Origin of the sequence: Chitinophaga varians, assembly GCF_012641275.1 — a bacterium.
GTDB classification, from domain to species: Bacteria; Bacteroidota; Bacteroidia; order Chitinophagales; family Chitinophagaceae; genus Chitinophaga; species Chitinophaga varians_A.
On record NZ_JABAIA010000002.1, the window covers coordinates 226,486 to 250,246 of the forward strand.

21 protein-coding genes are annotated in these 23,761 nt (G+C 49.2%); 17 read left to right on the plus strand and 4 right to left on the minus strand.

Annotated features, from left to right (window positions below; all coding sequences use genetic code 11):
- The first annotated feature begins 15 nt into the window (after positions 1 to 15).
- The 5 genes from HGH92_RS15465 to HGH92_RS15485 are packed head-to-tail and all read left to right on the plus strand — an operon-like array spanning position 16 to position 8,898.
- A complete protein-coding gene (locus HGH92_RS15465; protein ID WP_168871706.1) occupies positions 16 to 3,456 on the plus strand; it encodes a TonB-dependent receptor in 3,441 nt (1,146 codons plus the stop codon).
- A gap of 30 nt (positions 3,457 to 3,486) precedes the next feature.
- Positions 3,487 to 5,166 (plus strand): RagB/SusD family nutrient uptake outer membrane protein, encoded by a 1,680-nt coding sequence (locus HGH92_RS15470; protein WP_168871707.1) that lies wholly within the window; start codon positions 3,487 to 3,489, stop codon positions 5,164 to 5,166.
- A gap of 44 nt (positions 5,167 to 5,210) precedes the next feature.
- On the plus strand, positions 5,211 to 6,236 hold the full coding sequence (locus HGH92_RS15475; RefSeq protein ID WP_168871708.1) for a hypothetical protein: 1,026 nt from the start codon (positions 5,211 to 5,213) through the stop codon (positions 6,234 to 6,236).
- Positions 6,237 to 6,261: 25 nt separating this feature from the next.
- Positions 6,262 to 7,467, plus strand: a complete 1,206-nt coding sequence (locus tag HGH92_RS15480; protein ID WP_168871709.1) for a glycoside hydrolase family 27 protein — start codon at positions 6,262 to 6,264, stop codon at positions 7,465 to 7,467.
- A gap of 3 nt (positions 7,468 to 7,470) precedes the next feature.
- Positions 7,471 to 8,898 (plus strand): trehalase family glycosidase, encoded by a 1,428-nt coding sequence (locus HGH92_RS15485; protein ID WP_168871710.1) that lies wholly within the window; start codon positions 7,471 to 7,473, stop codon positions 8,896 to 8,898.
- A gap of 79 nt (positions 8,899 to 8,977) precedes the next feature.
- Here HGH92_RS15485 and HGH92_RS15490 read toward each other — a convergent pair whose 3' ends face one another.
- The gene (locus tag HGH92_RS15490; protein WP_168871711.1) at positions 8,978 to 11,317 is read right to left on the minus strand and encodes a TonB-dependent receptor; all 2,340 of its coding nucleotides are present in this window, start codon (positions 11,315 to 11,317) and stop codon (positions 8,978 to 8,980) included.
- A gap of 125 nt (positions 11,318 to 11,442) precedes the next feature.
- On the opposite strand from HGH92_RS15490, the gene HGH92_RS15495 reads away from it, so the two are divergent.
- The gene (locus HGH92_RS15495) at positions 11,443 to 12,261 is read left to right on the plus strand and encodes a helix-turn-helix domain-containing protein (RefSeq protein WP_168871712.1); all 819 of its coding nucleotides are present in this window, start codon (positions 11,443 to 11,445) and stop codon (positions 12,259 to 12,261) included.
- Between the two features lie 96 nt (positions 12,262 to 12,357).
- On the plus strand, positions 12,358 to 12,969 hold the full coding sequence (locus tag HGH92_RS15500) for a class I SAM-dependent methyltransferase (protein ID WP_168871713.1): 612 nt from the start codon (positions 12,358 to 12,360) through the stop codon (positions 12,967 to 12,969).
- A 40-nt stretch (positions 12,970 to 13,009) separates the two neighbouring features.
- Here HGH92_RS15500 and groL read toward each other — a convergent pair whose 3' ends face one another.
- The gene (groL, locus tag HGH92_RS15505; protein ID WP_168871714.1) at positions 13,010 to 14,638 is read right to left on the minus strand and encodes a chaperonin GroEL; all 1,629 of its coding nucleotides are present in this window, start codon (positions 14,636 to 14,638) and stop codon (positions 13,010 to 13,012) included.
- A 34-nt stretch (positions 14,639 to 14,672) separates the two neighbouring features.
- The gene (gene groES / locus HGH92_RS15510) at positions 14,673 to 14,954 is read right to left on the minus strand and encodes a co-chaperone GroES (protein ID WP_168807040.1); all 282 of its coding nucleotides are present in this window, start codon (positions 14,952 to 14,954) and stop codon (positions 14,673 to 14,675) included.
- Between the two features lie 318 nt (positions 14,955 to 15,272).
- Between groES and HGH92_RS15515 the strand changes: the two genes are divergently transcribed.
- From HGH92_RS15515 to HGH92_RS15535, 5 genes are all read left to right on the plus strand, one after another.
- Positions 15,273 to 16,163, plus strand: coding sequence for an SDR family NAD(P)-dependent oxidoreductase (locus HGH92_RS15515; protein ID WP_168871715.1), 891 nt, complete (start codon positions 15,273 to 15,275; stop codon positions 16,161 to 16,163).
- A gap of 52 nt (positions 16,164 to 16,215) precedes the next feature.
- A complete protein-coding gene (locus HGH92_RS15520; protein ID WP_247654955.1) occupies positions 16,216 to 17,031 on the plus strand; it encodes a helix-turn-helix domain-containing protein in 816 nt (271 codons plus the stop codon).
- Between the two features lie 45 nt (positions 17,032 to 17,076).
- Positions 17,077 to 17,541 carry a helix-turn-helix domain-containing protein gene (locus tag HGH92_RS15525; RefSeq protein ID WP_211092654.1) on the plus strand — a complete coding sequence of 155 codons (465 nt, stop codon included), beginning with the start codon at positions 17,077 to 17,079 and terminating at the stop codon, positions 17,539 to 17,541.
- Positions 17,542 to 17,606: 65 nt separating this feature from the next.
- A complete protein-coding gene (locus HGH92_RS15530) occupies positions 17,607 to 18,041 on the plus strand; it encodes a VOC family protein (protein WP_168871716.1) in 435 nt (144 codons plus the stop codon).
- On the plus strand, positions 18,025 to 18,474 hold the full coding sequence (locus tag HGH92_RS15535; protein WP_168871717.1) for a DUF1569 domain-containing protein: 450 nt from the start codon (positions 18,025 to 18,027) through the stop codon (positions 18,472 to 18,474). The genes HGH92_RS15530 and HGH92_RS15535 overlap by 17 nt, the downstream gene beginning before the upstream one ends.
- A 7-nt stretch (positions 18,475 to 18,481) precedes the next feature.
- On the opposite strand, the gene HGH92_RS15540 is transcribed toward HGH92_RS15535, so the two are convergent.
- The gene (locus HGH92_RS15540; protein ID WP_168871718.1) at positions 18,482 to 19,108 is read right to left on the minus strand and encodes a class I SAM-dependent methyltransferase; all 627 of its coding nucleotides are present in this window, start codon (positions 19,106 to 19,108) and stop codon (positions 18,482 to 18,484) included.
- 133 nt (positions 19,109 to 19,241) lie between these two features.
- Between HGH92_RS15540 and HGH92_RS15545 the strand changes: the two genes are divergently transcribed.
- From HGH92_RS15545 to HGH92_RS15565, 5 genes are all read left to right on the plus strand, one after another.
- Positions 19,242 to 19,808: a Crp/Fnr family transcriptional regulator gene (locus HGH92_RS15545; protein WP_168871719.1), complete on the plus strand. Its 567-nt coding sequence runs from the start codon at positions 19,242 to 19,244 to the stop codon at positions 19,806 to 19,808.
- A 66-nt stretch (positions 19,809 to 19,874) separates the two neighbouring features.
- Positions 19,875 to 20,660, plus strand: a complete 786-nt coding sequence (locus HGH92_RS15550; protein ID WP_168871720.1) for an alpha/beta fold hydrolase — start codon at positions 19,875 to 19,877, stop codon at positions 20,658 to 20,660.
- Positions 20,661 to 21,055: 395 nt separating this feature from the next.
- Positions 21,056 to 21,544, plus strand: coding sequence for a RidA family protein (locus HGH92_RS15555; RefSeq protein WP_168871721.1), 489 nt, complete (start codon positions 21,056 to 21,058; stop codon positions 21,542 to 21,544).
- 229 nt (positions 21,545 to 21,773) lie between these two features.
- On the plus strand, positions 21,774 to 22,373 hold the full coding sequence (locus tag HGH92_RS15560) for an RNA polymerase sigma factor (protein ID WP_168871722.1): 600 nt from the start codon (positions 21,774 to 21,776) through the stop codon (positions 22,371 to 22,373).
- Between the two features lie 90 nt (positions 22,374 to 22,463).
- Entirely contained in the window at positions 22,464 to 23,669 is a 1,206-nt protein-coding gene (locus HGH92_RS15565; protein WP_168871723.1) for a FecR family protein, read from the plus strand.
- Positions 23,670 to 23,761 lie beyond the last annotated feature (92 nt).

Genomic DNA, 23,761 nt, shown 5'->3' on the forward strand with positions numbered 1-23,761 from the left:
AACTTTAACAAAAGTATGCAAAATGTTCTTTGTAATTCCACATTACTGAAAGACTGCCATGCCCCGGAACCACGGCGGCTACAGGCATTCACGGCCAAAATCGGGTTGATCATGAGGTTGACATTTATTCTTATGGTGGCGCTGATCATGCAGGTACAAGCTGCCACCAGCGCTCAGACAATTACGCTCTCGCTGAGAAACGTTCCGCTCAGGACGGTGTTCAAAGCTATCAGCCGGCAGGGCGGCTACAATTTCGTTTACAACAATAACCTCCTGCAACAGGCGGGCAAGGTGGATGTTGAAGTCAGCAACGCTCAGGTGGAGGACGTGCTTAATCAGGTTTTCCGCCATCAGCCGGTGACTTATGAAATTATCGATAAGACGGTCATTATCCGGAAACCTGCCGCTGTAGCAGCCCCGGCAGATAATGCCCGTCCCGCTGCGCCGGCTGCCACCGTCCGCGGCCGGGTGACAGACGAAAAAGGCGAGCCGCTCATCGGTGTGACCATCCAACTGAAAGGCGCCGCTGCCGGCGCGGTGACCGGCAACAACGGCGAATTCCAGATCAACGTGCCGGACAATTCCTCCGGTATCCTCGTCTTCACTTTCCTCGGGATGGAAAGACAGGAAGTCCTGATCGGAAAACGTGTACACGTGGACGTAATACTGAAAAGAGCGGTGGCACAGCAACAGGAAGTGGTGGTAGTAGGTTACGGCACCCAGAAAAAAGCCACCCTCACCGGCTCCGTGGCCACCATTAAAGGTGAGGAAATTGCCCGGGTGCCAACAGCCAACGTGTCCAACGGACTGGCAGGCCATATCCCCGGCGTTATTGCCAATAACCGCTCCGGCCGACCGGGCGACGACTACTCTTCTGTATACGTGAGAGGCTACAATTCCTTCAGTGGTGGTGTTGATCCACTCATCGTTATCGACGGTATTCCTGACAGGAACATGGACCGTATCAATCCCAATGATATCGAAAGTGTGACTGTGCTCAAAGATGCGTCCGCGGCCATCTACGGGGTACGTTCAGCTAACGGCGTTATCCTGATCACCACCAAAAGAGGAAAAAGCGGTAAACCTACCATATCCTATGAAGGCTCCTACGACATTCAACAGCTCACCCGGATGGACCACAGGGTGGATGCCTGGCAATATATGACCTATTACAACGAGGTGGCCAGAAATCAGGGAACATCCATTCCTTATACCCAGGATGATATTGAAAAATATAAAGCGGGCAACGATCCTAATTATACCAGCACCGACTGGCAGCGGGCTGTTTTCAGGAAAAATGCTCCACAAACCAACCACAGCTTGTCTGTCAGAGGCGGTAGCGAAGCAGTAAAATTTTTTCTCTCTGGTCAATATCTGTCCCAGCAGAGCAACTGGGCCAACAGTGATGAGAACTTCAAAAATTATAACCTGCGCTCCAACATTGACGCGTCTATTTCCAAAAACCTGAAACTGACACTGGATATTGCCGCCAGAAAAGAAGACAGGACTTATCCTGCACTGGATGCCGGCAGCATCCTGCATGAAACTGTCAGCATGTACCCTTTTATCCCGGTGCACTGGACTAATGGCCTCCCTTCCGCCGGTATTGCCAATGGTCGTAATCCATATGTCATGACATCCTCTGCGCCGGGTTATGATAACGTAACAGACCTCTTTGTGCAACCTAAAATAGGTTTCGACTGGCAGCTGCCTTTTATCGTAAAAGGTTTGTCTGTCAGCGGTTATACTGCTTTTGACTATCGTCAGCGCAGTGAAAAAAACTTCACCCGTCCCTGGGATGCCTATACCTATAGCCTTTCTACCAACACCTACAACAACCAGAAACCCAATACCGCTATTCTGAGCCTGACACAGGATGAACGCTCCTATAACGAAAACACCTACTTCTACAAAATTGCTTTCGACAGGTCATTTGGAAAACATAGTATCAGCGCTTTTGCCGGATACGAACAAACAGTTTCCTCCTATCGGAAAACGCTCGCTTACCGTAAAAACCTGCTGAGTGATCAGCTGGACCAGCTCTTTACCGGCAGCACGGTTGACCAGAACGCCCTTGGCACCGCTACGCAGGATGGCCGGGAAAGTTACCTGGGGCGCATATCCTATACATATGCAGACAAATACCTGGCAGAAGTAGTTGGTCGTTACAATGGCTCCTTTAACTTCCCGAAAGACAGGCGTTGGGGGTTATTTCCTTCCCTGTCCCTTGGATGGCGTATCTCTGAAGAAAATTTTTTCAAAGACAATGTGAAGTTTGTGGATAATCTCAAACTGCGCGCATCCTGGGGGATCATGGGCAGCGACGCGGTAGCCAAATATTTGTACCTGGCCCGGTACTCACTGGTGAGCAACATGGGCCCGGAATATTTTTCCTCCCCCAGGGAATACAATACTTTCTTCGGACCTGTTTTCTCTGAAGCCACCGCGTTGTACCTCGCCTCTGCTCCCAATGTCAATATCACCTGGGAAAAACAGGATTCACGCAACTTCGGGTTAGACGCGGTTTTATTCAATAACAGGCTGAGCGTGACCTTTGACTATTTCCGTAACCTGCGTAAAGATATACTGGCTCCCAGAAATGCTTCAGTACCGCTCTATTCCGGCCTTAAACTGCCCGATGAAAATATCGGCAGGACACTCAACAGAGGTTTCGATTTCAGTGTCGCCTACAATGGACAGTCCCATGCAGTGAAATACAATGCCGGCTTCAATTTTACCTATGCCAGAAGCAAGGTGCTGTTCCGCGATGAAGCACCCAATATTCCTGACTATCAGAAATCTACCGGTCTGCCTATCGATTCATGGGTAGTATTCGAAACCAAAGGCATCTATCACACACAGGATGAAGTGGACAAATCACCACATATGGCCGGTGCAAAACCCGGCGACCTGTGGCTGGTAGATAAAAATGGCGATGGCGCCATCACTTATGATGATCAGGTACGTATCCCGGAATCCGCGACACCGAAAATTGTATTTGGCCTCACCATGGGCGCGGAATACAAAGGTATTACCATAGACCTGGTATGGGCCGGCCAGACGGAAGCCAAACAGTTGATATTACCTCAACGCCAGAGTGCTGTTGTGGCGCCGCCACAATGGTTGTATAATGATCGCTGGACACCTGATAATCCTAATGCTGCTTATCCACGTGCCTTCAACTCCAAGGATCCCAGAAATTCCGTGTACGCTGATTTCTGGCTGATGGACGCTTCCTTTATCAGGCTGAAGTCTGCACAGGTGTCCTATAGTATTCCTAAAAACCTCTACCGGGCAATTGGCATCGATAACATCCGGGTGTTTGTGAGCGGGTTTAATCTTTTCTCTATTGATAAGATGAGGAAGTTTAACCGCGATCCGGAAACCAATAACATCACCGGCATCAGCTATCCGCAAACCAGAATCTATCGCGCCGGCATCAGTATCGGCTTGTAACCACATTTATGATATTTAAATCTATTTACCGTGAAAAGAATATACTGGAGAATAGGCTTTACATTGTTGACTGCGTTGTCTTTTATGGCCTGCCAGAAAAATGTGCTGGATAAAGTGCCCCTGGATTCCTTCTCCGACGAGTCTGTATGGAAAGACCTGCGGCTGTCGGAAGCTTTCGCTAATTTTCAATATAATGTGCTGCCCAACGCCGGACATTACTGGGATACACTAAGCAACCGCTCATGGGCGCTCTCTTCGGCCTCCGATGAAGCATACAACCGGTTCGATGACTATAATACCTTTATCATGAACTCAGGCTCTCTCACGCCTGACAATCTTAATAACTTTGATATCTGGTCGGAGACGTATAAACGTATCCAGGATTGTAATCTCTTCCTGTCCAAAATAGATGGCGTACCCGGCGATGATGCCTGGCGCAACCGGCTGAAGGCTGAGGTCACCTACCTGCGGGCCTATGCTTACTTTAAACTTATCAGTGATTACGGAGGGGTACCGTTGGTGAAAACACCTTTCAATCTCAACAGTAAATTTGAAGCGACGCGCAGTTCCTTCGATGAATGTGCAACCTTTATTGCAGCTGAATGTGATGCTGCTGCTGCCGTTCTTCCGGCAGCCTACAGTAATGGGGCCTCAGAGCTGGGAAGAGCAACCAAAGGCGCTGCGCTGGCACTCAAATCGCGTGTGCTGTTATATGCGGCCAGTCCCCAGTGGAATCCTGCCAACGATAGCCGTAAATGGCAACTGGCCTCTGATGCGGCTAAAGCCATCATTGATATGCCTAACTATCAGTTGTTTACCGGACCATATGCCAACCTGTTCACTACCTGGAACACTGAGTTGATCATGACCCGTGCTACCAACAAACAATATCAGTGGAGCGCCTTCCAGGGAGTTGAAATGTTCCTCGCTCCTAATGGTTTTCATGGCTGGTCTTCCTTTGCGCCCAGCCAGGGCCTGGTAGACGCCTTTGGTACCGCTGATGGAAAAGATATTACCGACCCGTCTTCCGGATATGATCCTCAAAATCCATACGCTAACCGCGATCCGCGTTTTTATAATGATATTATTTACGATGGCCGTCCCTATGGCAGGCCTGATTTCTTCAAAGACCGCTACAATGCCGGACATAGTAACGTCGTGGAAACCTATGAAGGCGGCCTCGATTCTGAAAAAGGATGGGATACATGGAATGCCAGCTTTACCCGTTACAGCTTTCGCAAATACCAGGATACTACCTTCAACTTCAATGTAGAAACTCAAACCAATAAGTTCTGGGTGATAGCACGGCTCTCCGAGATGTACCTGAACTATGCGGAAGCAGAGTTCAATCTCGGACATGAAAGTACAGCCAGGCAATACCTCGATTTACTGCGCCACCGCGTAGGTATAACGACCAACCTGCCCACTACGCTCAGCGGCCCGGCCCTGCTGAAAAAAATACAGAATGAAAGGCAAGTGGAGCTATGCCTGGAGGGACATCGTTACTATGATGTCCGCCGGTGGAAGATAGCAGACGAGACAGAAAACAAACCGTTGAACGGCATGAAGATCGTGAAAAACGCTGACGGCTCTAAAACCTATACTGTTATCAAAGTGCAGGACAGGATGTTTAAAGCGCAGCATTATCTTCTGCCTATTCCCCGTGAAGAGATCAGAAGAACAAACCTGCCTCAGAATCCGGGATATTAACAATAACCATTAAAGTAGTCAAGCGCATGAAACACCGATGCATAATGACACTACTGCTGGTAATACTGGGGGCGTGCAAAAAAAGCACCGCCCCCGACGGTGGTAGCCATCAAAATGATAAAATACAAATCGCTGTCACCGCCCCGGAGACAGGCTACATCTACCTCGATGGCGCCTACACCGGCGTGCAGGCACCCGGCAATATCGCCGTTACCGCCGGCAAACACATAGTCGGCGTGGCTTTACGGAACTCGTGGCAGTACCTGCGGAAAGAAAGCAATGTAACTGCTGCGGCTACACTGAATTTCACCACGGCAGACCAGCCCGCGCCCAAAGTATGGAAAGCGCTGTGGATAGGCCTGTACGAAACAAAAGGCATTTCCGCCACCGGCGATTGCAGTACCCATTTTTCCCAGGCGGAGCTGAATATGGGTTATGACTTTTTCCAGTGGAGCATTCAGCAGCACTTTGAGAAATATGCCTATAACACCATCCACTGGGACGTAACAAGAAAAGACATTACACAGGCGGTACCGCTTACACGCGGAGCGAATGGCAATTTCACCGTAGAACCGTCTACCATCGCGGCATTGATCCCGGAGATACAACCCGGGGCCTATGATTGTGTGTTCGTTTTCTGGCGGGAAAGTGAAGGCGCCTGCAGCTTTAAAAGCAATTACTTCGGCCTCGCATGGACCAATCCGCTGAAGGAAAACATCAAAACCGGCTATGTCACTGTTAAGTTCGACGCCGGCGCCAGCCTGGCAGACAGGATCAACTACTACAAAACCACCGATCCGGGCGTATGGCTGCACGAGTGGCTGCATACCGTAGGTGAAAATTTCTACCAGGACAAAGGCCTGCAACTGCCGGCCAAAGCAGGCGACGGCCTCGTAGTACACGCAGCGGAAATGTATAACTACGTTTTCCCCTGGATGGACTGGTACCGCGATTTCATGGCAGGCAGTGTGGTCAACGCCAGCGGCTCGCCACGTTACCTCGGCATCGGCCCGGAAGCTTTCCTGGGCTGCTCTGTCCGCGAAAAAGCAACCAATGCCTGTAAGGATTAATCGTTCACCATCTCACAGAAAACAAATGAAAAAACTGATATGCGGTATACTGGCACTAGCGCTGATGCATACCGCCAACGCACAGAAATTTGAAGGGCTGGCGCCTACGCCGCCTATGGGCTGGAACACCTGGAACACTTTCCAGGCCGATATGAGCGAGCAACTGATCATGGAAACGGCCGACATCATGGTGTCTTCCGGCATGAAAGACGCCGGCTACATTTACCTCGTCCTCGATGACGGCTGGATGACCATGGAACGCGACAGTCTCGGTAACCTCGTGCCCGACCCGAAGAAATTCCCGCATGGCCTTAAAGCCGTGGTGGACTATGTACACGCCAAAGGACTGAAATTCGGTATGTACAACTGCGCCGGCACGCTCACCTGCGCCAAATATCCTGGTACCCGCGGTTATGAATACCAGGACGCGCGCAATTATGCAGCATGGAACATCGACTACCTGAAATACGACTGGTGCAATACCAAAGGCATCAACGCCCGCGAAGCATATACCACTATGAGCAACGCGCTGCGCAAGGCAGGCCGCCCGATGATATTCAGCCTGTGCGAATGGGGCGTTAACAAGCCATGGGAGTGGGGCGCTCCGGTAGGCCAGCTATGGCGTACCACCGAGGATATCTGGCAGGTGTTTGACTCCGTACACAGTCACGGCACCTGGGACGCCCTCAGCGTGATGCGCATCGCCGACCTGCAGGATACACTGCGCCGCTATGCAGGCCCCGATCACTGGAATGATCCGGATATGCTGGAAGTGGGTAATGGAATGACCTATGAGGAAGACAGGACGCACTTCTCCCTCTGGGCCATGATGGCCGCTCCGCTGATGGCCGGTAATGATATCCGTAAAATGACGCCCGCCACAAAAGCCATACTCACCAATAAAGATGTGATCGCCATCGACCAGGACCCTTTAGGCGTACAGGGGTTCAAATTCTCCGGTAAAGACAGCCTGCAGATATGGTTTAAACCCTTGCAGCACGGCGATTGGGCCGTTTGTTTCCTGAACCGCGGCAGCCGTGAGACCGCCGTGAATTTCAACTGGAAACAAACAGCGGTGGTGGATAACGTTTTCCACTATACGTTAAAACAGGATATCAACTACACCCTGTACAACGTATGGACAGGCAAAAACGAAGGCACTACCAAAAAGCCGTTTACCGCTGCCATCAAACCACATGATCTAGTGATGTTCCGGTTAAAGCAACAGTAACCCATGAAACGATTTCTATTGGCATGCTGCCTTGTCAGCAGCAGCATCACGGCCCTTTCGCAGGGCGCCGTTTTTATTACTACCGATACGGCGGTACAGCAGGCTTACCGCTGGGCTGCCGGTATGGTACAACATTACCGGGGCAATCCGAATGACGCCGTTGGTCCCTGGTACGAGGCCGCTTTGCCTTCCCGCAACGCCTTCTGCATGCGCGATGTGGCACACCAGACCATCGGGGCGGCCATCTGCGGGCTGGATAAGGAAAATAGCAATATGCTGCAGGCATTTGCCGCGCACATAGACGAAAAAAGAGACTGGTGCTCTTATTGGGAGATCAACAAATTTGGTCTTCCTGCGCCGGAAGATTATCGCAACGACCGGGAATTCTGGTATAACCTGAACGCCAACTTCGATGTGATGTTCGCCTGTTTGAAGTTATACCGCTGGACCGGCGACCAGTCGTATATACAACATCCTGTGTTCGTCCGCTTCTTTGAGAAAACGGTGAATGAATACATTGACCAGTGGGTGTTGCAGCCGGATTCCCTTTTCACCAGGCCGCTGCATCCCAATGCCCCCATGCCTTTCAATAAACAGGACTATTTCCATCGCTGCCGTGGACTGGCCTCCTATGTGGAAAATGTCCCGGACCTGAAAATGGGCGTGGACCTTATCGCGGCCATCTATCAGGGATTATCTTGTTACGCTGCCATACAGTCACTGAACGGCGATACCGCTAAAGCGGCCCTGTATCAAAGAAAAGCAAATCAATACCGGGAAAAAATAGATGCTCACTGGTGGAATGCCGCTGATCATCGTTATTACACCTGGTACAACGGCGCCGGTCAGTTCGGAACAGGAGAAGGAGAGATGTTCCTCCTCTGGTTCGATGCACTGAAAGACACCGCCAGAAGCAACCAGACGATGGCACATCTGCTGGAAGGCCAATGGAATGTGGAAACTACTTCCTATCTGCCGGTGATCTGCTACCGGCAAGGCTACTGGCAGCAGGCCCGCAACTATATCCTGTGGCTGTTCAATCCGGCCACGCCGCGGCGGGAATATCCGGAAGTGTCTTTCGGCGTAGTGGAAGGCGTGATACATGGCCTGATGGGCATAGAGCCGGACGCGGCATCACAGCGCATTACCACCCTCTATCGGGGCAACGCTGCGGATACCGCTATCGTAAAAGGATTAAAAGTGCTGCATACGGAGATAACGGTAACGCATACCGGAAAACAATCCACCTTTCAGCATACAGGCAAACAAACGTTGATTTGGCGCGCTGCCTTTGCGGGCAGGCATGACCGTATCATGGTGGGGAACACGTCCAGGGAAGCCAGTTTCAGGACAGACAACAAGGGACATACCATTTCTTTTATAGACCTGAAAGTGCCGGCCGGTAGTATTATAAAGGCCCGGATAAATTAAGGAAGAATGACACCAAAAAGGCCGGAAAGCATGTGCTTCCCGGCCTTTTTTATTTTAACCCGGATTTCGGCCGGAGAGATTAATAATTAACGGTGATGCCTATATTAAATGCTGTTCCTCTTCCTTTGGAATAAAATCCCGGGATCATGAACCATTGTGACCTGGCAGGGAAATAATCTGCATTGAACAGGTTTTCGATACCTAATGTCAGCAGCGTATTGCGGGCCACCCGGTAGCTGGCATTGAAATTAAACAGGTGGTAGGCGTTGACGATGCCTTCATAGCCTTTGTACAGGCCGCCGGGCAGTTTATCGAAGCGGTCCCGCTTCAGGACGCCATTGTAGTGTACCTGTAATTCAAGGCCGCTCAGGGGGCGGTAGAAGATACTGCTGCCAACTTTCGGGGCGGCAATGCGCCGGTTGTTGAGGAACATGTTGTAGTCTCCTGTGCGGCCGGTATCTGACTTGCCTTCTGCATAGCTGAAAGACAGGTTCAGGTCCAGTTTGGACACAGGCTGATAGTGTGCGGTGGCTTCAAAACCATAGATGCGTTCCGGTGTGCGGCTCACCTTGAACAGATCAGTCGCTGCGTCGTAGATCATTTCCGCGCCCAGTTTAGAGGTGCTGATAAAGCCGGTCAGCTCAAAACGGAACTGTTGTGCCTTGCTGACGAAACCCAGCTCATAATTGTTGACCAGCACCGCTTCTGTATTGATTTTGCTGATATTGTCCACTTTGGCGTCGCGCAGTGCAAGCCCTATATCAGCCACAGAGAAGCCCTGGGAAAAGCTGGCATAAGGCTGGAAAGCCGGGAGGCGGTTGTAACGGACGCCCACGTTGAACAGGGTGGAAGTGTAGGTCAGATCGCCGCCTTTTACCGCAAAGCTGGGCGTTATCGTTTGTCCGTTGGCGTTGGTAATGCGCAGCGTGGTGTAGTCGTTCACACTGATTTTTACCCTTTCCATGCGAACACCGCCTTTCAGTATCAGGTCGTCAAACAGTTTCCATTGGGTTTCTGCAAATGGTGCTACGTTGAACATGTTCATCTCCGGTACCCAGATACGGCCGTCTACCAGCGGCTGGGAGGTGACGTCATTGACGAAGTCCGCGCCGTAAGACAGGCTACCCTGGCTGGTCAGCGGGGAGTTGAACATAAAACGGAACCCTTTTTTCTTTGACAGTGTATGGGATTGTCCGTCGCCGCCTTCGAAGCGTCCCAGTGAAACGTAAAACACATCGTCCCGCGATTCATAATAGGCGTCTGTTTGCAGGCTGGTGCTACCTATCAGGCTGTCTGCACGCCATGATAGCTGCAGATTATGGTTGCCGTTGATACCTGTCGGTTGACCGGCCTGTTTGCCCAGTACGCCGGTAGCGGGCTGCCCGGTGAGATAGTTGCCATTCACCAGTGTGTAATTGGAGTGCTGCTGACTGTTGTAATAATTGTACATCAGCTGGATGCGCTGACGGCGGTTAGGAGCGTAGCCGAGTTTTACAAAGCCATTGTAACTGTCTGTTTCTCCGAGGCTGTAATTGGTGCCTATCAGTTTCCCTTTGGCATCTTTCCATTCGCCGGTGCGCTCATATACACCGCTGACAGCATAGTCGAATTTTCCGAGCTTTCCATGCAGCAACTGTCCGAGGCGGCCGCCTACGCTGCCTTTCAGGCCGGCGAGTGAACCGGTGAGGTTGATGGATGTTTTGCCTGCAATGGGCGTATTGTCTTTCGGGGTGAGGGTGATATAGTTGATTAACCCGCCGGAAGCGCCGTTTCCATAGATGGCGGTGGCGCCTTTGATCACATCGATACGTTCCAGTACTGCCGGGTCGATGGAGCGGAGGTCCACCTCGCCGTTACGCAGTGGCGTGGACTGCGGGATACCATCGATCATGATGAGCACTGAACGGCCGCGGAGGGACTGTCCTACGTTGCTGTTGCTTTGTGCGGATGGTGCAAGGCCGGGAACTTCGTTGGCCAGTATCTGGGTGATATCGGAGGTTACAGCAAGGTTATCTTCCAGTGTTTTGCGGTTCAGTACGGTAACAGAAGATGGTACATTGTCCAGTGATTCCGGCTTACGGCTGGCAGATACGATCACCTCGCCGAGTGCGCGGGATGCCTGTTCCAGGGACCAGTCGGCCGTTGTGGACTGGCTGCCGGCAAAGGACCGCGTTTGCGGGGTATAGCCCATCAGGCTTACAGTCAATGAAAACGTGTCACGATTGATGGAAAGGGAATATTTACCGTCTTTGTCTGTAAAAGCTGCCTCTTTGGTACCGTTGACCCGCACGGTGGCATGCCTGAGCGGTCCTTCGGAAGAACGTACAGTACCGCTGATGGTGGCTTGTTGCGCTACTGCCGCCAGGGTAATCAGGCTGAGGAGAAAGCCTGAAACGATGGCTTTAAATGAAGTCGTCATGTTTGGTTGTAAGAATTTCCGCAAAACTATCCTGGTATGCAGCAGGCTGGTAATCTAATCGGGAATTTGTTTTGCATGAAACGGAAAAAATGAAAGGCAGGAAATCGTTACCTTGAAATATCGATATGGAAAAAATTCCTGTTAGAAATATTCGGCGTGGCCATCCCCTGGACTTTGGTATCCAGGATATCCGGGAAAACATGGCGGACAAGGACATGGTGCAGGAACTGCACCGGCACAATTTCTTTTATGTGCTTGCATTGGAGAAAGGCGCCGGTGAGCATGAAATAGATTTTACGCCTTACCAGCTTCAGGACCGTACCATCTTTTTTCTGCGGCCGGGCCAGGTGCATCAGCTCCGGATCAAAGCCGGCAGCACCGGCTGGATGATGCAGTTTACCGCCGGCTTTTACCACAACGCACAGCTGTTGCGCAAGATCGGGGCAGCCAACGTTTACGCCGACGGGGAAGGGAAGGCCCTGCACCTGCTGGACACCATCTTCCGGGAATATCAACAACAGCAGGACCAATACCGGGAAGCCATCAAATCATACCTGCATGTCTTTTTGATCACACTGCTCCGGCTACAGCAGCAACCGGCAAAAAACAACGCTGACACCTATACGCAGGAGCGGTTGGAAGCCCTGCTGGAACTGCTGGAAACACATATCCATACGCATAAACGGCCATCGCAGTACGCAGCGATGCTACACCTTTCTCTTTATCAGCTGAATGCGGTCACCCGCGAGGCGCTGGGCAAGACCACCTCTGCGCTGATCAATGAACAGATCGTCCTCGAAGCAAAGCGAAACCTGCTGGCCACCACCGCGCAGGTAAGCCAGATCGCGGAACAACTGGGATATGAAGACGTCTCTTACTTCATTCGTTTCTTTAAAAAGCAGACGGGGTATACGCCGGAGGTGTTCAGGAATAATAACAGCTGATGCGGCAATAACTTCATTACAGTCCGGTTGAATTCCACTTTTGTCCTGTCCCTTTCCAGGCGGGCCACCGTACCTTTGAAGAAAAATAACCTGGCTATGAAACAGAAATGGGATGAAAGATACCAAAACGATTTTTTTGTCTATGGAAAGGAACCGAATGAATTCTTCAGGGAATGGTTGCCCAAATTCACACCCGGCACTATACTGATGCCCGCCGACGGAGAAGGCCGCAACGGCGTGTTTGCCGCGCAACAAGGCTGGCAGGTGACCTCTTTCGATCAAAGCGAAGCCGGAAAAGTGAAAGCCATGCAGTTGGCCGCAGAACGGCAGGTGTCGCTGGATTATATTGTGGGCGACCTTGAAGACCTTCAGTTTGAAGCAGCTTCCTTCGATGCCATGGGCCTGATTTACGCACACTTTGCCGGCGATAAAAAAGCACCGTTCCATCAACAGCTGGACAGTTATCTTAAACCGGGAGGCATCATTATTTTTGAAGCTTTCAGTAAACAGCATCGGGGTTTTAAGGCTGCAAACCCTCGTGTAGGCGGCCCTGATGGAACAGACGACCTGTATTCAAAAGAAGAGATCACCACTTATTTCGGAAACTATGATATCCTGATGCTGGAGGAAGAAGAAATCCTGTTGAATGAAGGACAGTTTCATGTTGGCAAAGGGGCGGTAGTGCGTTTTGCAGGCCGGAAAAAATAGACGGTAACAGAGGGAAGAGTCCCTCCGTTACCTTTGAGTTTTAATAGTCCATTCCTCCCATACCGGCAGGAACGGCCGCCGGAACTTCTTTTTTCGGTTTGTCGGCCACCACACATTCGGTGGTAAGCAGCATACCGGCGATAGAAGCGGCGTTTTCAAGTGCTATACGGGTTACTTTGGCTGGGTCTATAACGCCGGCCTGAAGTAATGGTTCATATTGTTCAGTGCGGGCATTAAAGCCATAGTCACCCTGGCCTTCCCTTATTTTTTGTACTACCACGCTGCCTTCCATGCCGCAGTTGGCAACGATCTGGCGCAGCGGTTCTTCTACTGCCCGTTTTACGAGCGCGATGCCTGTGTTTTCATCCGTGTTCAGTCCCTTTAATTCCGGCAGGGCCGCCACCGCACGTACATAGGCCACCCCGCCGCCGGGTACGATGCCTTCTTCTATGGCTGCGCGGGTAGCGTGCAGCGCATCGTCCACACGGTCTTTTTTCTCTTTCATTTCCACTTCCGTAGCGGCGCCTACATACAATACAGCTACGCCGCCGCTGAGTTTAGCCAGCCTTTCCTGGAGTTTCTCCTTGTCATAGGTAGAAGTAGTGGTGCTGAGCTGCGCTTTTATCTGCGCAATGCGGCCATCGATATCTTCTTTGTTGCCGTGGCCGTCAACGATGGTGGTGGTGTCTTTGGTGATGACAACGGAAGAGGCGGTGCCGAGGTGGCTGAGATCTGCGTTTTCCAGTTTGTAGCCCTGTTCTTCGCTGATCACAGTGCCTTTTGTGAGCACGGCCAGGTCGGTCAGCATCTCTTTCCTTCTGTCGCCAAATCCGGGAGCTTTAACAGCCGCTATTTTAAGCGTTCCGCGGAGTTTGTTGACTACCAGTGTGGCCAGTGCTTCCCCGTCCAGGTCTTCTGCTACAATGAGCAGCGGCCTTCCGCTTTGGGCGGTTTTCTCCAGGATATGAAGGATATCCTTCATGGAGCTGATCTTTTTGTCGCAGATGAGAATGTAGGGATTGTCCAGTTCTGTCTGCATTTTCTCTGTGTTGGTCACAAAGTAGGGCGACAGATAGCCGCGGTCGAACTGCATGCCTTCCACCACTTCTACAGTGGTATCGGTGCCTTTGGCTTCCTCCACGGTAATAACGCCTTCCTTGCCTACTTTGCCGAAGGCTTCAGCGATCAGCTTACCGATGGTATCGTCGTTGTTGGCGGAAAGGGCTGCCACTTGACGGATTTTCTCTTCGGTATGGCCAACCGGTTGCGCCTGTTCTTTCAGATTTGCTACAATAGCTTCCACCGCTTTGTCGATGCCACGTTTCAGGTCCATCGGATTAGCGCCGGCAGCCACGTTTTTAAGTCCTTCCCCAATGATGGCCTGTGCCAGCACAGTGGCAGTGGTAGTGCCATCACCGGCAACATCAGCTGTTTTGGAAGCTACTTCTTTAATCATCTGGGCGCCCATGTTTTCGATGGGGTCTTCCAGTTCTATTTCTTTGGCTACACTAACGCCGTCCTTTGTAATATGGGAGGCGCCAAATTTCTTTTCCAGTACTACATTACGGCCTTTAGGGCCCAGTGTAACCTTCACGGCGTTGGCTAATGTGTCAACGCCTTTCTTCATTTTGTTTCTTGCTTCAACGTCAAAGAAAAGTTGCTTTGCCATAGGATTTGTTCTTTAAATAAATGAAAACATTCAATTAAATAATAGCGAGAATGTCGGATTCACGCATGATGAGTAAATCCTCATTGCCGATGCGGACTTCCGTACCGGCATACTTACCGTAAAGGACAGTGTCGCCGGCCTTAACGGTTACCGGTTCGTCTTTTTTTCCGGGACCGGCAGCTACAATTACGCCGCGTTGTGGTTTCTCTTTGGCAGTATCGGGGATAATGATACCACCACTGGTTTTTTCTTCTGTCTGTGCGGGCCTGATGATGACCCTGTCATGGAGTGGAGTGGCCGTTAAATTGTTTGCCATAGTTCTTATGATTTTGAATTTAAGGTTAAACACAAAGTCATGTGATAAGGTATCGCAATCTTGACGGTGCTTGCTTTAAAAATGGCTTTTCAAGTGGTGTGCCATCAAAAAAAGTAATTACATTTTGTCATTTTTCTTGAAAAAATGACAACTGACAGGTTGAAATTTTGTCATTTCAATTTGGCCAAGACCCACTGAATAAATGTACTTATGGCCAATTTGCCATGAGCTTTTCAACAAACCATCTTTGAGCCATACAACAAAGCTGCGGGCTCACCACCGGTGTACCTTTGAGGTATCATTAAAAAATCACCAAAAATGGAAAAAGTATGGTTTATTACCGGCAGTTCCCGCGGACTGGGCCGGTGCCTCACAGAAGCCGTATTACAAAACGGCGATAAAGTCGCAGCTGCTGCGCGCAACATCAGTCAATTGAACGAGCTGGTACAACAATACGGCGATCAGATATTACCGCTGGCACTGGATGTCACCGACTATGAAAAAGTACATCAGGTGGTGGCCACAGCGGTAGCGCATTTCGGTCGCATCGATGTGTTGGTCAACAATGCCGGCTTTGGCATTATAGGCGCAGCGGAAGCCTACACCGCTGAACAGGTACGCGGCCAGCTGGAAACCAACCTGTATGCCCCGATTGAAATCACCCGCGCAGTGTTGCCTTACATGCGCCAACAGGGTGGTGGCAGAATATTACAGATCAGCTCCATCGGCGGGAGAGTGGGCAATGCCGGCCTGACCATGTACCAGGCGGCCAAATTCGGCCTGAGCGGCTTCACTGAAGCATTGGCCAAAGAAACCGGGCCACTGGGTATTTACGTGACCAGCGTGGAACCCGGTGGTTTCCGCACCGATTGGGCCGGCGCTTCTATGACCTATGCCCCGGAAATAGCGGCTTATGAGACTGTCAGCCAACGTATTGCTTACTTCAAAGAAGGGAAGTTCGTGGCGGTAGGCGATCCCGTTAAGGCTGCCAAAGCCATGGTAGACCTGGCACAACATCCCGCACCACCGTTACACCTGGTACTGGGCAGCGAGGCAATCAGTCTCCTGAAAAATGCCGACAAAGCACGACAGGCAGAAATGGAAGAATGGCTGCCGGTAAGCCTCTCCACCGACCATGACGAGGCCGGGGTATTTCCCGAAACACAGGTGGCGCAGTGGGTCGGCACCGGTGTACAGCGTAAGAATTAAATAACGAACGAGGCAGACGGTATCCACATGCCGTCTGCTTTTTGTAATTTAGATGATGACTGAACCGAAGACAAATCCATCCCGTATCGCTTATTCCTGTTACTACGCCCGTAACCGGGACGGGGAGCAGTTTATACCGGAACATGTGTTGAGTTACCAGGTCACTGGCCGGCTGACGCTTAACAGTGCGGATAAAACCTATGTTTTTAACGAAGGGGAACTCCGGTTTATCAAACGTAACCAGCTGGTGAAATTTCTGAAAGAGCCCCTGGAAGACGGGGTCTTTAAAACCATCTCCGTTTATCTCGATCAGGAAACATTAAAGAGCTTCAGCCTGGAATACGGCTATCATGCTTCAACAACCGGTAATGCGGAAGAAGAGGGGATAATAAGACTGGAGCACCAGCCCTTGTGCAAAAGTCTGATAGATTCATTGATGCCCTATGTACAGGGAGATCACCTGATCAATGATGACCTGCAACGGCTCAAACAACGGGAAACCATTATGGTCTTGTTGCAGACACAGCCGAAGCTGAAAGATATCCTGTTTGATTTCAGGGAACCGGGTAAAATCGACCTGGAAGAGTTTATGAACAGAAACTTTCACTTTAATGTTCAGTTGAAACGTTTCGCCTACCTTACCGGGCGCAGCCTTGCTACTTTTAAACGTGATTTTGAACATATCTTCCATACTTCCCCCAGCCGCTGGTTGCTGCACCGGCGCCTGCAGGAGGCGCATTTCCTGATAAGGGAAAAAGGGAAAGCGCCGTCTGACGTATACCTTGAAACCGGGTTCGAAGACTTGTCGCATTTTTCTTTTGCGTTTAAGAAAATGTACGGGGTAGCGCCATCAAAGCTGTTAAGTTGAGGTCATTTCGCGGTATTGTTGTATATTCGGATAGCTGTGAACGTTATGAGTAATGCAGATACAAATAGAGACGACAGGGAAATCATCACTCCGGAGTATCCGAGGGTGTACCTGTATATCCGTATTGTTCAGGCCAAATTGTTTATAGACAATAACTATGCTGACGAAATAGATCTGGAAAATATAGCTGATGAAGCGTATTTCTCCAGGTTTCATTTTATCCGGCTCTTTAAATCGGCCTACGGCAAAACACCCCACCAATATCTCAAATCGGTAAGAATAGAGAAGGCCCGGGAACTGTTAAAAGAAGATAAAACGGTTGCGGAAGCCTGTTTTTCGGTTGGCTTTCAAAGCCTGACCTCCTTTAGCGGCCTATTTAAAAAGATAACGGGAGAGTCTCCGTCTTCCTATGCAGCCCGCCATAAAGCCATGAAAAAGAAAATCAGTGAGAAACCCCTCGCGTTTGTCCCTTCCTGTTATGCCTACCAGCATGGCTGGCTCGAAAAATAGCAATTTTGAAGAGGTGAATATTTAGGCAGTTGTTGATCTTTGTTTCAGTAACAAAAACGAAGACTATGATTACTAAAATGACCGTCACCAATATTCATGTACTGGACCAGGACAGCGCCTACGATTTTTATGTTAACAAACTGGGATTTAAATTGATCGATGACATCGCTATGGGACCGGATACCCGCTGGCTGACGGTATCACCGCCGGAACAGCCCGATTTGCAACTGGTCCTTTTCCCGGTAAAAGTAAGCAAAATGTTTCCCCAGGAAACGGCAGACATGCTCATCACCCTGATCAAACAAGGGGTATTTGGTTGTGGCGTGCTCACCTGTACAGATATTTTCGCCACCTATGAAGAACTAAAGGCTAAAGGAGTGGAATTCCTGAAACCACCCACAAAAGAGTTCTATGGCACAGAAGCCTTGTTTAAGGACGATTCCGGAAATTACTTTTCATTACAGTCCATCAATAATTTTAGCCATGAAGACAATATTTGACCACTCCACACGGACTGAATTAATAAACAGAATTGATACCCTCAATGACCGCAGCAAGGCGCAATGGGGAAAAATGGACGTCTGGCAGATGACCAAACACTGCACCATATGGTTTGAATGGATCATGGGAAAAAACAACCCAACATACAAGCAGGAATGGTTAGGCAGGATATTCGGGAAAATGGCGTTGAAAAGTAATACCAAAGACGACCGGCCCATGCAGAAGAACATGCCGGCAGGAAAACAGGCCGTAAAAGAAAAAGGCGGTGATGTGGAACAGCAGAAAAAAATATGGATCAACCTGATCGCAGAATGTGAACACTACTCAAATCCCGCCTTTATCCACGATTTTTTTGGTAAAATGACAACAGAACAAATCGGCGTTTTCGCTTACAAACATGCCGACCATCACCTGAGGCAGTTTGGGGTATAAAGCAGTACTACCGTTCCTCTTTTTTACATTTCACTAAAAACATGGGATAGTTTTCGCTTACTTCAGTGATCTCAAACAATCCGGCAGTATCAAATGCTGCATGAACAGACTCCTGGTCATAGAAGAACATGTTGACGCCACCAAACATTTCGTAGCGGTCTTTGCTGATGAGCGTACCCTGGCCATAGGTGGATGCCGCCTTTGAAATCATGCTGAAAACCATGTAACCGTCTGAGGACAGCTGGTGGTAGCAGTCACGGATGAGTTTTGCCCTTTCATTTTCGTCCAGTAAGTGAATCAGCGCATGGCAGAATATGCCGTCATATTTCTTATCGTCAAATGGCATGTCCGTTACAGACCCATGGTACACGGGCATGTCTGTGCCAAAATGTTTGTGTGCGATATCGATGGCTGTCTGAGATATTTCTATCCCTGTCACCGCCATGCCGTTGTCCCTGAAAATGCGGGCATTGCGGCCGTAGCCCATGCCAGGGACAAGCACGTTTTTGATGCCTTTTTCAATAAAGAAGTCTTTTGTCAGTATCGCGGAGTTGGCAGGCTCAAAGCCCCACATCTCCTGCTTTTCTACAAAAGCCGCTTCCCAGAATTCTGGTTTGCCGGTTTCGTTGTTCATCGTGAAAAGTTAAAATTTGCAACAAAGTTACAAAAATTGGTTGTGGTATAAAACAGGAGGAAATTATGTCTTAAAACCAGCGTAAACAACCTTATAGCTGAACTTGCCTATCTTTGTTCCAAGACCGACTGGTATGGAACGCTACAACTACTTCAGACAATTTCATGATATCAGTCCGGCGGATTACAATCTGCTAACGGAACATCTACAGCCTCGTTCCTTTAAAAAAGGAGAATCCATTATCGTGCCCGGACAAGTCCAGCGGGAGCTGTATTTCGTCAAGAGCGGTGTACAGATGGCTTACTTTGATACCGATGATAAAACCTATGTCATCGACTTCAGCTATTTCCCGGGACTGTGTGCCATCGCGGAATCCTTCTCGTTTCAGGTGCCTTCCAAATATTTTATCACCTGTCTGACAGACAGTGAATTGGCGTATCTCAGTTATGAGCAGCTGCAAAAACTGCTTGACCAGTCCCGGGCAATAGAAAGGCTTTTCCGGCGGATGATAGAAGCCATGCTCGCGGATATGGTAGACCTTCCTATTGACCTGCGTGCCATGACCATAGAAGAACGTTATCGGTCGTTTTGCAGGAAAAGCCCGCAGCTGCTGCAACTGGTGCCACATAAGTATATTGCCTCCTATCTGGGCATAGACCCGACAAACTTCAGTAAATTATTTAATCAGGTAAAAATCTGATGTTGGTGTAAACCAAGAATCGTTTGCGTACTGCTTCCGAGCTTTGTGATAACAAAACAGAAAGCTATGATGAATGTAGATAGTCACGGAAGTTACGCCAACGTAAACGGATTAAAAATGTACTATGAGGTACATGGCCAGGGAAGACCTCTTTTCCTGCTGCCCGGAGCCGTCTCCGGAGTAGGTACTGCTTTTGGAAGCCTCATTCCGCTGCTAGCGGCGGACAGGCAGGTCATAGCCCTCGAATTCCAGGGCTATGGCCATACTGCCGATATCCCGGAACGCCCGCTTTCTTATGAGCAATTAGCAGATGATGTGATAACATTATCGCAGGTGCTGGAAATAAACAATGCAGATTTTTTTGGCTATAGCACCGGAGCTGGTGTGGCCTTACAGATCGCCATGCGTAAGCCTTCGCTGGTTGGTAAGCTCATCCTGGCTTCCTGCACTTTCAATAGTAATGGACGTCATCCGCAACTCGGCGGACTGGAATCGCTGCTTACCGTTGAAGGCCTGAAAGGCACACCCTATGAAACCGAATACCTCCGGACTGCACCGAGGCCGGAAGACTGGCCCAGGCATCTGGCTAAAGTAACTGCCTTCAACAAAGCATTGCAGGACTGGCCTGCCGATGACATCAGCCATATAAAGGCGCCGGCGTTGATTATTGCCGGCGATGCGGATATCGTTCAGCCGGAGCATGCGGTGGCGTTGTTCAGGCTGTTGGGCGGTGGTACTCTTGGAGAATTGTCCATGCCTGCATCGCAACTGGCCATATTGCCAGGAACAATGCATACAGCTTTAACCACAAAGACAGTGCTGCTAACGGCGATGGTCTCTGCGTTTCTCTAAAATTCAGGGAACTATTTTTCTGCAATTGTCGTGGTCTTTTCGCAAACATGACAGTACCAGTAAATTTTGACTTCATCTTTCAGCCTCATTTCACTTTTTGTACCGCAGGTAACACATATCCTCTCAACGGATTCATCTTCCCATGCAGTATAGCTGCAGCTGGAACAATTCCATGTTGTAGGGGGAGTGTTTTCTTCATCATAGGACCAGGTAAATGCCTGTTCCCGGCAGTTTGGACAAATGATCAATCCCATTTGAAATACTTTTAAAATGTTTGGACTGTTTAACCAGACCTGTGGGTTTAGATCAACAATATATTTAAAAACTTAATGACAACAAGTTGAAGATGATCAATCGCCCATAAATAGCTATCTTGAAATAAACTATCCAACGCTATGAGAAAACAATTCATTTCAGTAGCTGTAACCCTGTTGTTGGTTACATCGTTTGCCAACGCCCAATCGGACAAGTCAACAGTTCACCTCATAAATCCTTCAGAAGTGGCTAAACCCAACGGATATTCACAGGCAGCTGTTATCAACCTGGGAACGGGTAAAATGATCATCCTTTCAGGGCAGGTGCCGTTGAATGTTAAAGGGGAACTGGTAGGAAAAGATAATTTTGAGCAACAGGCAGAGCAGGTTTTTGTCAATATTCAAAAAATTATAGAAGCGTCCGGCGGAAAGATGTCGGACATCGTGAAACTATCCTATTTCATACTGGACACCAAAAATCTGAAAACACTTCGCGCAGTCAGGGATAAATATGTGGATGTACAACATCCGCCGGCCAGCACGCTGGTGCAGGTGAGCAGGTTATTTCGGGATGATGTTTTACTTGAAATTGAGGCCACTGCTGTTATTTCGGGGAATAAAATACAATGAAGCGATCCCGCAGAATACCGGTGATCATACTTTTGGTAGCTTTTATTATGTCACTTCCTCAGGTTTCCTGTTCAGCCCCGTTGATACCATCCTGAAGCCGGCAACCGGATTACTGGCTGAATGATCACAGGTCTGATTTGCCGAAGTTATATTATGAGCCAAAGACTAATACTAACTGTGTGAAATTTTTTATAACATTGTGGCTAATTCGGATCAATCAACTTATTAATTGTCAGGCATTAAACATAACAGTGACCGCCAACTGCTGCTACAGATCTCTGAAGGGGACGAGCAGGCGTTTGCTATGCTTGTGAAAGCGTATTCCGGCCTTCTTTTTACATACCTGGTCAAAATTACCAAAGATCAGGATATAGCTTCCGATGTGGTACAGGAAATTTTCACTCAGCTATGGCTGACAAGGGAATCTCTGAGAGAAGTGGAAAGCTTTCGTTCCTGGTTGTTCGTAATCTCGCGGCATCATGCAGTCAGGATGCTGAAGAACATCGACAGGGAGTACAAAAAACGGGAGGAGTGGCATCAAATTACACAAACTGCGGCCGACGGCCTGGAGGCACAGGACGAGGCCTCTTTAAAGGAAGCGTACGATATATTAGTGAAAAATGCGGTTGACCGGCTCCCGGCGCAGCAAAAGAAGGTTTGGACGCTTGCCCGGTTAGAAGGGAAAAAATATGCCGAAATAGCAGAGGAAATGCAGATTAGCCGGGAAACCGTAAAAAAATACCTCCAGATTGCTTCTTCTTCTATCGCTGACTACATCAGGAATAATGGCCTGCCAATCATAATTTCGTTCCTGATTATAAAATTGTAAATTTTTTTTCCATTGGAATACCCCCTTTTTTACAGAAACCTTCTCCTAAGATAAAGGTGGATCATATCTGTTGAGATAAATTGATTGACTGTGAATAGCAGACTAAAATACCTATTGGAGCGATGGTCAGATGACCAGTTTACCGAAGCAGAAAGACAGGAGCTTATTGATATGTTGCAATCAGCTTCCACTGAACAGGAAATCATTCCTGTACTGGAGGACATGTGGGGAAAAATAGAGGATGAAGGTCTTTTTAGTGAAGTCCGGCAGCAAACGATGATCAAAAATATCCTGGATCGCTATCCCGGCAGAGAGGTTCCTGTTGATAGGGAAACAGGGAAGGGTATGCATGTTAGTCACAGGAATCCGTTCATACGAAAATGGAGTTGGACGGTAGCGGCTTCTGTGGCATTGATAATGGGTGTTGGTACCTATTATTTATATCACCAAAAGCAAGCGGAAGTACCAACTGGTGTTGTGCAGTCGATATCAAATGTGCAACAGGGGCAAAGCGGCGTTCTGATTACCTTATCAGACGGATCACAGGTACTTTTGGATACTGTTAAAAATGGCCGGATAACATTACAGGGCGGGACAGTTGCCAAAGTCGCCAATGGGATATTTGAGTACGAAAAAACAGGTTCGGAAGTTCAGTATAATACAATATCCACCCCGAAGGGAAAGCAGTTCCGGCTTAGGTTATCAGATGGGACCGCCGTGTGGTTGAACGCGGAAAGCTCCGTTAAATACCCGGTAGTATTCACGGGCAAGGAAAGACTTATTAGTGTTACCGGAGAAGCGTACATGGAAGTAGCCCAAAACCCTTCTATTCCTTTCAGGGTAGAGGTTAACGGCGGAACTTCTGTTGAAGTGCTCGGAACAAGTTTTAACGTGAATGCATACAACAATGAGGAATCCGTTCGAACCACGCTGCTGGATGGAGCGATACGGGTATCAATGAAAGGGGCAGCCAACAAACTGCTGAAGCCCGGACAACAGGCGCTCACAACCACCGGAGACAGACCTGTTCAGGTTTTTGACGATGTAAATGCGGCTTCGGTTGTTGCCTGGAAAAACGGCGTCTTTGACTTTAATGATGTTCCGCTGGAAGAGGCTATGCGGCAACTTGCAAGGTGGTATGATATTGAAGTAATTTATCCGCAAACAATTCCGAAAGTACAGTTGGGCGGTACTATTAAGAGGAGCCTTCCCTTTACCGATGTTCTGTATTTTCTGGGCAACGTGGGACTTCACTACAAACTGGAAGGTAACAGGACATTAATTATACTTCCCTGATGGCTATTCACTAGCCCTTTATCAGGTATTATTAATAACGCATTGAGCAGGCCGCTTAGTAAAGAACAGGCATGCCGGTATATCTCCGGTAA